The sequence below is a fragment of the Pseudomonas sp. TE3910 genome, assembly GCF_056279025.1.
In genome coordinates this window covers 1860543-1872861 of the sequence record NZ_JBWBQN010000001.1, presented here as the reverse complement: position 1 = coordinate 1872861, position 12319 = coordinate 1860543, and the positions used below count along the sequence as shown (strand labels likewise).

Sequence of the window (12319 nt, the reverse complement as noted above, 5' to 3'; positions counted from 1 at the left end):
TGCTGACAAACCCCCGCTTTTTAGCGGGGGTTTGTTTTTAGGCTAACGATGCAGGCATCCCAGAGGCCGCGCTAGCTGTGGGAGCAGGTCTTGCCCGCGATACAGACGCCGCGCACTCACAGGCACCGAGCCGACGCCATCGCAGGCAAGCCTGCTCCCACAGGGTAGGAGCCGGGCTTGCCCGCGATACAGGCGCCGCGCACTCACAGGCACCGCGCCGAGGCCATCGCAGGCAAGCCTGCTCCAACAGGGTAGGAGCCGGGCTTGCCCGCGATACAGGCGCCGCGATCTCACGGGCACCGCACCGAGGCCATCGCAGGCAAGCCTGCTCCAACAGAGTCCGCGCTAGCTGTGGGAGCGGGTCTTGCCCGCGATACAGACGCCGCGCACTCACAGGCACCGCGCCGAGGCCATCGCAGGCAAGCCTGCTCCAACAGAGTCCGCGCTAGCTGTGGGAGCGGGTCTTGCCCGCGATGCAGGCGCCGCGATCTCACGGGCACCGCGCCGAGGCCATCGCAGGCAAGCCTGCTCCAACAGAGTCCGCGCTAGCTGTGGGAGCGGGTCTTGCCCGCGATACAGACGCCGCGCACTCACAGGCACCGCGTTGAGGCCATCGCAGGCAAGCCTGCTCCAACAGAGTCCGCGCTAGCTGTGGGAGCGGGTCTTGCCCGCGATACAGACGCCGCGCACTCACGGGCACCGCGTTGAGGCCATCGCAGGCAAGCCTGCTCCCACAGAGTCCGCGCTAGCTGTGGGAGCGGGTCTTGCCCGCGATACAGACGCCGCGCACTCACAGGCACCGCGCCGAGGCCATCGCAGGCAAGCCTGCTCCAACAGAGTCCGCGCTAGCTGTGGGAGCGGGTCTTGCCCGCGATACAGGCGCCGCGCACTCACGGGCACCGCGTTGAGGCCATCGCAGGCACGCCTGCTCCAACAGAGTCCGCGCTAGCTGTGGGAGCGGGTCTTGCCCGCGATGCAGGCGCCGCGATCTCACGGGCACCGCGCCGAGGCCATCGCAGGCAAGCCTGCTCCAACAGAGGCCGCGCTAGCTGTGGGAGCGGGTCTTGCCCGCGATACAGACGCCGCGATCTCACGGGCACCGCACCGAGGCCATGCATCCGACCTTACTCCCACGCGTTCCTGGGTGTTATTTGAAGCGCCGCTCTACGCCTTTTTCCACCAGGATCTTCGCGGAGATCTCTTCCACCGAGAAGTGAGTGGAGTTGATGTGCGGAATGTTCTCGCGGCGGAACAGGTTTTCCACTTCACGCACTTCGAATTCGCACTGGGCAAAGCTGGCATAGCGACTGTTGGGCTTGCGCTCGTGGCGGATCGCGGTGAGGCGGTCCGGGTCGATGGTCAGGCCGAACAACTTGTGCTGGTGTTTTTTCAGTGCCGTGGGCAACTGCAAACGTTCCATGTCGTCTTCGGTCAGCGGGTAGTTGGCTGCGCGGATGCCGAATTGCATGGCCATGTACAGGCAGGTCGGGGTCTTGCCGCAACGGGATACACCCACCAGAATCAAGTCGGCCTTGTCGTAGTAGTGCGTGCGCGCGCCGTCGTCGTTGTCCAGCGCGAAGTTCACCGCCTCGATACGCTCCATGTAGTTGGAGTTGCCACCGATCGAATGGGATTTGCCCACTGAGTAGGAAGAGTGCGCGGTCAGCTCTTGTTCCAGAGGGGAGAGGAAGGTTGAAAAGATATCGATCATGAAGCCATTGGAGGTCGCCAGCACCTCGCGAATGTCCTGATTGACGATGGTATCGAAGATGATCGGACGCGCCCCGTCGCGTTCTGCGGCAGCATTGATTTGCTGTACCATGGTGTGCGCTTTTTCCACGCTATCAATATACGGTCGCGTGAATTTATTGAAGGGAATGTTCTCGAACTGCGCTAGTAGGCTTTGTCCCAGGGTCTCGGCGGTGATGCCGGTGCCATCGGAAATAAAGAAAGCAGATCGTTTCATTTGCGCCATGGGCCTTAAGCTGGTGACGAATCTTGGATATGATAGGTTCGGTTTGCCGAACAACCCTTGTCGGCATTCTCACTTATTTTCCAGGTCCAGGCCACAAGCGCCCGGCACGTTCCTAGCGAAATCGCCGGCGTCCTGAGCTTTTCCAATACAGTTAGTGGAGAGATCACCTTGGTAGAGTACGTAGTTTCCCTCGATAAGCTCGGCGTCCATGATGTGGAGCATGTGGGGGGCAAGAACGCATCCCTCGGCGAGATGATCAGTAACCTTGCCGGCGCCGGTGTATCGGTTCCTGGCGGCTTTGCCACTACGGCTCAGGCATACCGTGATTTTCTTGAGCAGAGTGGCCTGAACGAGCGTATCCACGCCGCACTCGACGCGCTGGACGTGGACGACGTCAACGCCCTGGTAAAAACCGGTGCGCAGATTCGTCAGTGGGTGATGGACGCAGAGTTCCCGGCGCGTCTGGATGCCGAAATCCGCACCGCCTTTGCTGAAATGTCCCAGGGCAACCCGAACATGGCCGTCGCCGTGCGTTCCTCGGCCACTGCCGAAGACTTGCCAGACGCCTCGTTCGCGGGTCAGCAGGAGACTTTCCTGAATATTCGTGGCGTGGACAACGTGATCCGCGCCGCCAAGGAGGTATTTGCCTCCCTGTTCAACGACCGTGCCATTGCTTACCGTGTGCACCAGGGCTTCGACCACAAGCTGGTCGCTCTGTCGGCTGGCGTGCAGCGCATGGTCCGCTCCGAAACCGGTACCGCCGGTGTGATGTTCACCCTCGACACCGAGTCGGGCTTCCGTGACGTGGTTTTCATCACTGGCGCCTACGGCCTGGGCGAGACCGTGGTGCAAGGCGCGGTGAACCCGGACGAGTTTTACGTCCACAAGAACACCCTGCAGGCAGGCCGTCCGGCCATCCTGCGCCGCAACCTGGGCAGCAAGGCAATCAAGATGATCTACGGCGACGAGGCCAAGGCCGGTCGTTCGGTCAAGGTCGTCGATGTTGATCGTGCCGACCGCGCCCGTTTCTGCCTCAGCGATGCCGAAGTCACCGAGCTGGCCAAGCAGGCCATGATCATCGAGCAGCACTACCAGCGCCCGATGGACATCGAGTGGGCCAAGGACGGTGATGACGGCAAGCTGTACATCGTTCAGGCCCGTCCTGAAACGGTGAAGAGCCGTTCCAGTGCCAATGTCATGGAACGCTACCTGCTCAAGGAAACCGGCAAAGTGCTGGTGGAAGGCCGTGCCATCGGTCAGCGCATCGGCGCTGGCAAGGTGCGCGTGATCCACGATATCGCCGAAATGGACAAGGTCCAGCCAGGCGACGTGCTGGTATCGGACATGACCGACCCGGACTGGGAACCGATCATGAAGCGCGCCAGCGCGATCGTTACCAATCGGGGTGGCCGTACTTGCCACGCCGCGATCATTGCGCGTGAGCTGGGTATTCCTGCCGTCGTAGGTTGTGGTAACGCCACCCAGGTGCTTAAAGACGGCCAGGGCGTGACGGTTTCCTGCGCCGAGGGCGACACCGGTTTCATCTTCGAAGGTGAGCTGGGCTTCGATGTGCGTCAGAACTCGGTCGACGCCATGCCTGACCTGCCGTTCAAGATCATGATGAACGTCGGTAACCCGGATCGTGCATTCGACTTCGCCCAGTTGCCCAACGCCGGTGTCGGCCTGGCGCGCCTGGAGTTCATCATCAACCGCATGATCGGCGTGCACCCGAAAGCACTGCTGAACTACGCCGGTTTGCCGCAAGAGCTGAAAGACAGCGTCGACAAGCGTATCGCCGGCTACGATGACCCAGTGGGCTTCTACGTCGAGAAACTGGTCGAAGGCATCAGCACCCTGGCAGCAGCGTTCTGGCCGAAGAAGGTGATCGTGCGCCTGTCGGACTTCAAGTCCAACGAATACGCCAACCTGATCGGCGGCAAGCTCTACGAGCCGGAAGAAGAAAACCCGATGCTGGGCTTCCGTGGCGCCTCGCGTTACATCAGCGAGTCGTTCCGCGACTGCTTCGAGCTCGAGTGCCGTGCGCTCAAGCGTGTGCGCAACGAAATGGGCCTGACCAACGTCGAGATCATGGTACCGTTCGTCCGCACCCTTGGCGAAGCCAGCCAGGTGGTCGACCTGTTGGCCGAGAACGGCCTGGGCCGTGGCGTGAACGGTCTGCGCGTGATCATGATGTGCGAACTGCCATCCAACGCCATCCTGGCCGATGAGTTCCTGGAGTACTTCGATGGTTTCTCCATCGGCTCCAACGACCTGACCCAGCTGACCCTGGGCCTGGACCGTGACTCCGGGATCATCGCCCACCTGTTCGATGAGCGTAACCCTGCGGTCAAGAAGCTGTTGGCCAACGCCATCCAGGCGTGCAACAAGGCCGGCAAGTACATCGGTATCTGTGGCCAAGGCCCATCCGACCATCCGGACCTGGCCAAGTGGCTGATGGAACAGGGGATCGAGAGCGTCTCGCTGAACCCTGACTCCGTGCTTGAGACTTGGTTCTTCCTGGCCGAGGGGCAAGGCGCAGCAAACTGATGCGCTGAAATGAAGCGCTCGATCGCCGGAGTTTGGCGTTCGAGCGCTTCCACCGAATTTTTCAGGGCGTGTTCCAGTGATGGTGCTCGCCCTTTTTTGTGCAAGAGATCTATGCAAAGCAGCAGTAGCCTTTTCCCCGTGGCCTTGCTCAGTGCCGAGCGCCGGGGAGACCTGAGCGAAGATGTCTACCGCCTCAAGGCTGGCAACAGCCCTGATCGCACGGTAGAACTGGCGGTGACACGACTGGGCCTGGCTGATCAGGAGCAGGTTCGTGGTGTGCCGGTGATTCTTCTGCACGGCAGTTTTTCCAACCGGCGTTTTTGGTACTCGCCGCGGGGTATCGGCCTAGGTGCCCATCTGGCTCGGGCCGGTTTCGATGTCTGGATGCCAGAAATGCGTGGGCATGGCCTGTCGCCGCGTAACCGCGAGTACCGGCAAAACCGCGTGGCCGACTATGCACGCTATGACCTGCCGGCGATTGCCGCGTTTGTGCGTGAGCAGGCGGGCCAGGTGCCGCATTGGCTGGGGCACTCCTTGGGAGGGACGACCCTGGCGGCGGCACTGGGGGGCAGTTGGCTGGGCGCTGAAGAGGTGGCCAGCGCGGCATTCTTTGGCACGCAGGTCAGTCGCATTTACTGGCCGCTGAAGATTCCACCGGTGGAATGGACCTCTCGGCTATTGCTAAAGCGCTTTGTGCATTTGTCCGGTGCCAGGCTGGGGCGTGGCCCAGAGGACGAACCGATCGGCCTGGCGCTGGAAAGCATGCGCTGGCATGGGCTGTTCGGCCGCTTCGGTGACAAGAAGCAGGACTGGTGGGCCGGCCTTGCCGATGTTCAGGTGCCCATACTGGCGGTGGCAGGGGCAGGTGATCACCAGGACCCCGTCTGGGCCTGTCGCAAGCTGTTCGAGCAAATGGGCAGTGAGCACAAGCAGTTCGTACGGCTGGGCGTGGAGGAGGGTTTTGACAACTTCGGGCATGTCGACATGCTGGTGAGCAAACCCGCTCAAGTGCAAGTCTGGCCAATGGTCGAGCGTTGGTTGCGCGATCCGCTGCTGCCGCTGCTGGGCAGTCGCGAACAGAGCATTTCTCCAGAGCCTGGTTACGGCTAATATGTGACGATTGTCGTCGTTTCGGTCACTTTGTGTTTGAGTTAGGGCTATGTTTGTTGCACTAGAGCGTCTGATCAATCTGCAGGAGGGCTACCGCAAGACCTTTCAGGTGAGTGGTCAGCAGCTGTTGCTGCTGGTGGTCGACAATCAGCCGTTGTTGATTGAGAACCGCTGCCCGCATCAGGGCGCGCCCTTGCACAGTGCGACCCTGGAAGGGAATGTGTTGCGCTGCCAGCGGCACGGCCTCGAATTTCGTTTGCCGTGTGGGCAGCCGGTACAGCAGGCTGCCTGCACCAGTTTGAAGGTGTTCAGCCTCGCCTATGAGGGTGACCGAATTGGCATCGACGTGTAGCCTTGGCCTAAAGCCGGATCGCCATGTCTCGTCAACCGCAAGAAACTGTGAGTTCCGACATCCATTGTCTTGGCAAGTGACAGGAGTTTCCCATGCATTACCTTACGCCCGATTTGTGCGACGCCTACCCTGAGCTGGTGCAGGTGCTGGAGCCGATGTTCAGTAACTTCGGTGGTCGTGATTCCTTTGGTGGCGAGATCGTCACCATCAAGTGTTTCGAGGACAACTCCCTGGTCAAGGCGCAGGCCGACCTTGATGGCAAGGGCAAAGTACTGGTGGTTGATGGTGGCGGCTCCCTGCGTTGTGCCCTGCTGGGGGACATGATCGCGGAAAAGGCGGCGAAAAACGGCTGGGAAGGCCTGGTGATTTATGGCTGTATCCGCGATGTCGACGCCATTGCCCAGACCAATATCGGCGTTCAGGCCTTGGCCAGCCACCCGAAGAAGACCGACAAGCGCGGCATTGGCGACCTCAATGTGGTCGTGACGTTTGCTGGTGTGACCTTCCGTCCAGGTGAATACATCTACGCCGACAACAACGGTGTGATCGTTTCGCCAAGCCCGTTGAAAATGCCTGAGTAAGTTCTGAAGCCGGTCTGTGGGGTGGGGATGTTCGAGGAAGAAAACGCGCAATGGGGGCTGGTCCATGCCCTGGTGCTGGATGGAAAAGGCGGTGCGCGTTCGATTGCCCGGACTGAGCTGGATGATCTTCAACTGCAGTCCGAGCAAAGCCTCTGGTTGCACTGGGATCGCAGTCACCCGCAGACCCAGACCTGGCTGCGTCGCGACAGCGGCCTGAACGAGTTCGCCTGTGACCTGTTGCTTGAGGAAAACACGCGGCCTCGTTTGCTGCCGCTGCCCGATGCACAGATGCTGTTGTTTCTTCGCGGCGTCAATCTCAACCCGGGTGCCGAGCCGGAAGATATGGTTTCGGTACGCATTTTTGCCGAGGCGCAGCGGGTTATTTCCCTGCGTCTACGGCCGCTGCGCGCGTCCGATGAAGTGTTGCAGCAGTTGGCAGAGGGCCGCGGCCCGAAATCGGCCTCGGAACTGCTGTTGGCGCTAGCCCAGTTGCTGACCGAAAAGGTTCAGGCGCTGGTCAGTGATCTCTCCGAAGAGGTGGACGGCGAGGAAGAGAAGCTGGAAACCGACGAGCGGTATGCGCCTGAGCATGGCAGCATGCTGCAGATGCGTCGTCGTGCTGCCGGGCTACGCCGTTTCCTGGCGCCGCAGCGGGAAATCTACGCGCAACTGGCCCGTAACAAGGTACCGTGGTTCGCCGAAGAAGACGCCGATTACTGGAACGAACTGAACAACAGCCTGATTCGTTACCTCGAAGAGCTGGAGCTGACCCGTGAGCGTGTCGCGCTGGTGCTGGAGAACGAAGACCGGCGTTTGAGCCAGCGGATGAACAGAACCATGTACCGCTTCGGTATCATTACCTGTATTTTCCTGCCCATGAGCTTTCTGACAGGCCTGTTGGGGATCAACGTTGGCGGTATTCCGGGTTCCGAAAGCCCCTACGGCTTTCTGTTCGCCAGTGTCCTGCTGATCGCGTTGGCCCTGGGGCAGTGGTGGTTGTTTCGTCGCTTGCGTTGGGTCTGAGGCGTCACATGATGATGCAGGTGCCCGGTGTGGCCCATGTGACCGATGCCACGGCGGCCTCGTCTTTGACAGATACTGCGCGAGGTGCCTATGCACGATCCGTTTGAAGAATCTCTGCGAGACCTGTTAAAGGCTTCGCCTTCCGGCCGCGAGCGTGACGATGACGCTTGCCTGGGCCGTGTCCTGAAAACCGCCAACCGCCAGGTCGGTGCCGGTGATCTTTTCAGCTTGCTGGGTCGCTGGATCCAGGCGCTGATGATTGCCCTCAATAATGGCTCGGCGCATGTTGCGCCGGTACGCCGCAGTGCTTCTGCCCGTAAAGCTGATAAGGCCGATTGAATATGGAACTAGATCTCTGGACCCAGAGCCTGGTCACCGCCATGACGGCGTTGTGGACCAAAGTGGCGAACTTCATTCCCAATTTGTTCGGTGCCCTGGTGGTGGTGCTGCTTGGCTTCGTCGTCGCCAAGCTGCTCGACACCCTGTTGTCGAAACTGCTGGCCAAGGTCGGCCTGGATCGCCTGATGGCGGGTACCGGGCTGACCAAGATGCTGGGTCGGGTGGGTATCCAGGTGCCGATTTCTACCCTGGTCGGGAAGGTCGTCTACTGGTTCGTATTGCTGATTTTTCTGGTTTCTGCAGCTGAATCTCTGGGGCTGGAGCGGGTTTCAGCTACGCTGGACATGCTTGCCCTGTACTTGCCTAAAGTGTTTGGTGCGGCCTTGGTGCTGCTGGCTGGTGTGCTGCTGGCCCAGGTTGCCAATGGCCTGGTGCGCGGTGCGGCAGAAGGCATAGGCCTGGAGTACGCCGCCGGCGTTGGGCGGATCGTTCAGGGGCTGGTGATCATCATCAGTATCTCCGTGGCGATCAGCCAGTTGGAAGTCAAGACTGACCTGCTCAACCACGTGATTGTGATTGGTTTGATAACCGTTGGTCTGGCCGTTGCCTTGGCCATGGGCCTCGGCAGCCGCGAGATTGCCGGGCAGATTCTGGCCGGAATTTACGTGCGTGAACTCTATCAGGTTGGCCAGCAGGTGCGGGTTGGCGAGGTCGAGGGGCAGATCGAGGAGATTGGTACGGTCAAGACGACCCTGCTGACAGATGATGGTGAATTGGTGTCCTTGTCCAATCGGATTCTGCTGGAACAGCGAGTCAGTAGCCGCTGATCGGGCAATTTCTGCTAATGTATGCCGCCGCAAAATGGCCTCGGGCTATTTTGTGGGGCATTTGACCTGACTCTCGGCCAGATCTGTTTTGAATAAAGTTCACTCGCTGTCCATGCGTTACGACCCCCGCGAGCTCACTGATGAGGAGTTGGTGGCGCGTTCGCATGAGGAGCTGTTTCATGTTACCCGCGCCTATGAAGAGCTCATGCGGCGCTACCAGCGTACCCTGTTCAACGTCTGTGCGCGTTATTTGGGGAACGATCGGGACGCCGACGATGTCTGTCAGGAGGTCATGCTCAAGGTGCTGTATGGTCTGAAGAACTTCGAGGGTAAATCCAAGTTCAAGACCTGGCTCTACAGCATCACCTACAACGAGTGCATTACCCAGTACCGCAAAGAGCGACGCAAGCGTCGCTTGATGGATGCCCTGAGTCTTGACCCGGTCGAGGAGGCCTCGGACGACAAGGCCCCGAAACCGGAAGAGAAGGGCGGACTGGACAGATGGCTGGTGCATGTGAACCCGATTGATCGTGAAATTCTGGTGCTACGTTTTGTCGCAGAGCTGGAATTTCAGGAAATCGCCGACATCATGCACATGGGTCTGAGCGCCACGAAAATGCGGTACAAGCGGGCGCTCGACAAGCTACGTGAGAAATTTGCGGGCATCTCCGAAACTTAGTAGCGCGCAAATATCTCTAACGTACCGGCAAGTTCTGCTAAACTTGCCCGCGAGTTGTCCCCCGGATTTGGTGGGACTGCTTAACAATCACCAGATGGGGATTTAACGGATGAAATTGAAAAACACCTTGGGCATTGCCATTGGTTCTCTTGTAGCCGCAACTTCGTTCGGCGCTCTGGCACAAGGCCAAGGCGCAGTCGAGGTGGAAGGTTTCGCCAAGAAAGAGATGTTCGACAGCGCTCGTGACTTCAAAAACAACGGCAACCTGTTCGGCGGCTCGATTGGTTACTTCCTGACCGACGACGTTGAACTGCGTCTGGGTTATGACGAAGTCCACAACGCTCGTGCTGAAGACGGTCGTAACATCAAGGGCTCCAACACTGCCCTGGATGCTCTGTACCACTTCAACAACCCAGGTGACCTGCTGCGTCCTTACGTTTCCGCTGGTTTCTCGGACCAGAGCATCGGCCAGAACGGTCGTAGCGGTCGTAACGGTTCCACCTTCGCCAACCTGGGCGGCGGTGCCAAGCTGTACTTCACTGAAAACTTCTACGCCCGTGCTGGCGTTGAAGCTCAGTACAACATCGACCAGGGCGACACCGAGTGGGCGCCAAGCGTCGGTATCGGTCTGAACTTCGGCGGTAGCTCGAAGAAAGCTGAACCAGCTCCAGCACCTGTTGCTGAAGTCTGCTCCGACAGCGACAACGACGGCGTTTGCGACAACGTCGACAAGTGCCCTGACACCCCAGCCAACGTTACCGTTGACGCTGACGGCTGCCCAGCTGTTGCTGAAGTCGTTCGTGTAGAGCTGGACGTCAAGTTCGACTTCGACAAGTCGGTTGTGAAGCCAAACAGCTACGGCGACATCAAGAACCTGGCTGACTTCATGAAGCAGTACCCACAGACTACCACCACTGTTGAAGGTCACACTGATTCCGTCGGTCCTGACGCTTACAACCAGAAGCTGTCCGAGCGTCGCGCTGGCGCCGTCAAGCAGGTTCTGACCCAGCAGTACGGTGTTGAGTCGAGCCGCGTTCAGTCCGTTGGTTACGGTGAAACCCGTCCGGTTGCCGATAACGCTACCGACGCTGGTCGTGCTGTAAACCGTCGCGTAGAAGCGCAGGTTGAAGCTCAAGCCAAGTAATTGGTCTGACGCTTGAAAAGCCCGGCTTAGGCCGGGCTTTTTTTGCCTGCGATTTAGTGAGCATTTCAAGATTTCAGCAGGTGCAGGAGCAGAATCAGGTTGAGCAGCAGGGACAGCAGCGCCAGGCCGCGCCAGACTTTCAAGGGTTCACGCTCAAGCAGTGGCCGAGGCCGCAGTGTTGACGACTGTTGGTCGCCCTGCTCAAGCTGCAATAGCCATTGTTCGGCCGTTTCATAACGTTGTTGTGGGTCGGCAGCAATGGCCTGGCTCAGGTTGCGTTCCAGCCAGTCGGGCACATCGGGTCGCAAGCGCGCTGCGCTGGTGGGTGTGCCAAAGCGCGGGTGCTGGAAGGCTTCGATCTCGCCATAGGGGTACTGACCGGTCAGCAGGTAGAAGAGCGTTACGCCGGCTGCATAGAGATCTTGTTGTGCGCTGGGTGGGCAGCCCTGGAAGGCTTCTGGAGCGATGAACGAAGGTGTCCCGGGCAAGTCCTCCATAGGTGCCTCGGACAGCCCTTGGCAGTAGGCCAGACCAAAGTCCAGCAGGCGCAGTTGGTCGTCCCCGGCAAGGTGCAGGTTTTCCGGTTTGATATCGCGGTGCAGGATGTTGCGTCGGTGCAGTTGGCCGACCGCCCGCAGCAGTTGGCGGGCGACGTTCTGCCATTTCTCCAATGGCAAGGGGCCTTCGTGCTGGAACAGCTCGGCCAGGGTCTGGCCGTTGTACTCGCGCATCAGGTAGTACAGGTGTTGGCGTTGCCCAGCAGTGTGCACCTCGGGGAAATAGCGTCCGGCAACCCGGCGCAGGAACCATTCCTCCATCAGCAGGCCCTGTTGTGCACCTGGGTCGTCCTGACGTGTGGCTGGCAGGGTTTTCAGCAACCAGTGCTGGTGCTGGTTGTCATGTACGCGATAGAGCAGTGACTGGCGGCTGTGGGCGAGCAGGCTGTCGACGGTCCAGCCATCGATAACCTGCCCTGGGCGCAGGCTGGGAGGCAACGGCCAGTCTTGCAATTGTGCAAGGCTGTCGCCCAGGTTGGCCGCCCCCGGTTCCTCAATACGCACCAGCAAGGCGCTGGCATTGTCCTGGCTGCCTGCGTGATGGGCGGCACTGACCAGTGTCTGGGCCACCTGGTCCAGGTCTGGCTGCTCGCGCAAATGAGCGGCGATCTGCTGCTCATTCAGGCTGGCCCAGACACCGTCGCTCAATAGCACATAACATTCGCCGGCCTGCAGTTCACCTTCGAGAAAGTCCACCAACAGATGCTCATCCAGGCCGAGGGCGCGTTTGAGTACGTGCTGCATGCCGGGCTGATCCCAGACATGGTCCTGGCTCAGGCGCTGCAATTGACCGGCATGCCAGCGGTAGGCGCGACAGTCGCCGACATGCGCGAGGGTAAAGCGTCGGCCACGTAGCACCAGGGCGGTCAGTGTGGTCAGTAGCGGTTGGCCACCGCCATTGGCCCGCAGCCAGCGGTTTTGGGCGAGTAGCAGGCGCTCCAGCGCCTGAGCGACACCCCAGGTCGCCGGGGTGCTGTAGTAGTCCATGGCCAGGGCCTGCAGGGTGGCCCGTGCGGCCAGGCCGCCGTCGGCACAGTGGCTGACGCCGTCGGCCAGGGCGAACAGGTAGCCCTTGCAGGCTGCCAGCTCGGGGGCGGGGGTCACCAGGCGCAGTGCATCCTGGTTTTCCTCGCGCGGGCCGATGGCGCTGGCCTGGGCAACACTCAATTGCAGGCCCATGGCTAC

11 protein-coding genes are annotated in these 12319 nt (G+C 60.2%); 9 read left to right on the top strand and 2 right to left on the bottom strand.

Going from position 1 to position 12319, the window contains the following annotated elements:
* Positions 1-1147 precede the first annotated feature (1147 nt).
* A complete protein-coding gene (gene ppsR, locus ACZ9H3_RS08375) occupies positions 1148-1966 on the bottom strand; it encodes a posphoenolpyruvate synthetase regulatory kinase/phosphorylase PpsR (protein WP_065758614.1) in 819 nt (272 codons plus the stop codon).
* A 177-nt stretch (positions 1967-2143) separates the two neighbouring features.
* Between ppsR and ppsA the strand changes: the two genes are divergently transcribed.
* The 9 genes from ppsA (at position 2144) to ACZ9H3_RS08330 (ending at position 10577) form a co-directional block, all read left to right on the top strand.
* On the top strand, positions 2144-4522 hold the full coding sequence (gene ppsA, locus ACZ9H3_RS08370) for a phosphoenolpyruvate synthase (protein WP_065758602.1): 2379 nt from the start codon (positions 2144-2146) through the stop codon (positions 4520-4522).
* A gap of 111 nt (positions 4523-4633) precedes the next feature.
* Positions 4634-5632, top strand: coding sequence for an alpha/beta fold hydrolase (locus tag ACZ9H3_RS08365; RefSeq protein ID WP_476220322.1), 999 nt, complete (start codon positions 4634-4636; stop codon positions 5630-5632).
* Between the two features lie 49 nt (positions 5633-5681).
* The gene (locus ACZ9H3_RS08360) at positions 5682-5984 is read left to right on the top strand and encodes a Rieske (2Fe-2S) protein (protein WP_476220320.1); all 303 of its coding nucleotides are present in this window, start codon (positions 5682-5684) and stop codon (positions 5982-5984) included.
* A 92-nt stretch (positions 5985-6076) separates the two neighbouring features.
* Positions 6077-6565 (top strand): ribonuclease E activity regulator RraA, encoded by a 489-nt coding sequence (gene rraA / locus ACZ9H3_RS08355; RefSeq protein WP_476220318.1) that lies wholly within the window; start codon positions 6077-6079, stop codon positions 6563-6565.
* Between the two features lie 27 nt (positions 6566-6592).
* Entirely contained in the window at positions 6593-7588 is a 996-nt protein-coding gene (locus tag ACZ9H3_RS08350; RefSeq protein WP_065758606.1) for a zinc transporter ZntB, read from the top strand.
* A gap of 84 nt (positions 7589-7672) precedes the next feature.
* Entirely contained in the window at positions 7673-7927 is a 255-nt protein-coding gene (locus ACZ9H3_RS08345; protein WP_176717402.1) for a CrfX protein, read from the top strand.
* A gap of 2 nt (positions 7928-7929) precedes the next feature.
* Positions 7930-8754 (top strand): mechanosensitive ion channel family protein, encoded by an 825-nt coding sequence (locus ACZ9H3_RS08340; RefSeq protein WP_065758608.1) that lies wholly within the window; start codon positions 7930-7932, stop codon positions 8752-8754.
* Positions 8755-8842: 88 nt separating this feature from the next.
* A complete protein-coding gene (gene sigX / locus ACZ9H3_RS08335; RefSeq protein ID WP_176717403.1) occupies positions 8843-9433 on the top strand; it encodes an RNA polymerase sigma factor SigX in 591 nt (196 codons plus the stop codon).
* A gap of 109 nt (positions 9434-9542) precedes the next feature.
* Positions 9543-10577 (top strand): OmpA family protein, encoded by a 1035-nt coding sequence (locus ACZ9H3_RS08330; RefSeq protein ID WP_102051809.1) that lies wholly within the window; start codon positions 9543-9545, stop codon positions 10575-10577.
* Between the two features lie 65 nt (positions 10578-10642).
* Here the strand turns inward: ACZ9H3_RS08330 and ACZ9H3_RS08325 are convergent, their stop codons facing one another.
* Entirely contained in the window at positions 10643-12313 is a 1671-nt protein-coding gene (locus ACZ9H3_RS08325) for a bifunctional protein-serine/threonine kinase/phosphatase (RefSeq protein ID WP_476220314.1), read from the bottom strand.
* Positions 12314-12319: the final 6 nt, after the last annotated feature.

Coding starts and splice junctions, on each gene's coding strand:
- ACZ9H3_RS08330 (WP_102051809.1), top strand. CDS start 9,543: ATGAAATTGAAAAACACCTTGGGCATTGCCATTGGTTCTCTTGTAGCC.
- ACZ9H3_RS08350 (WP_065758606.1), top strand. CDS start 6,593: ATGTTCGAGGAAGAAAACGCGCAATGGGGGCTGGTCCATGCCCTGGTG.
- ACZ9H3_RS08360 (WP_476220320.1), top strand. CDS start 5,682: ATGTTTGTTGCACTAGAGCGTCTGATCAATCTGCAGGAGGGCTACCGC.
- ACZ9H3_RS08325 (WP_476220314.1), bottom strand. CDS start 12,313: ATGGGCCTGCAATTGAGTGTTGCCCAGGCCAGCGCCATCGGCCCGCGC.
- rraA (WP_476220318.1), top strand. CDS start 6,077: ATGCATTACCTTACGCCCGATTTGTGCGACGCCTACCCTGAGCTGGTG.
- ppsR (WP_065758614.1), bottom strand. CDS start 1,966: ATGAAACGATCTGCTTTCTTTATTTCCGATGGCACCGGCATCACCGCC.
- ACZ9H3_RS08365 (WP_476220322.1), top strand. CDS start 4,634: ATGCAAAGCAGCAGTAGCCTTTTCCCCGTGGCCTTGCTCAGTGCCGAG.
- ACZ9H3_RS08340 (WP_065758608.1), top strand. CDS start 7,930: ATGGAACTAGATCTCTGGACCCAGAGCCTGGTCACCGCCATGACGGCG.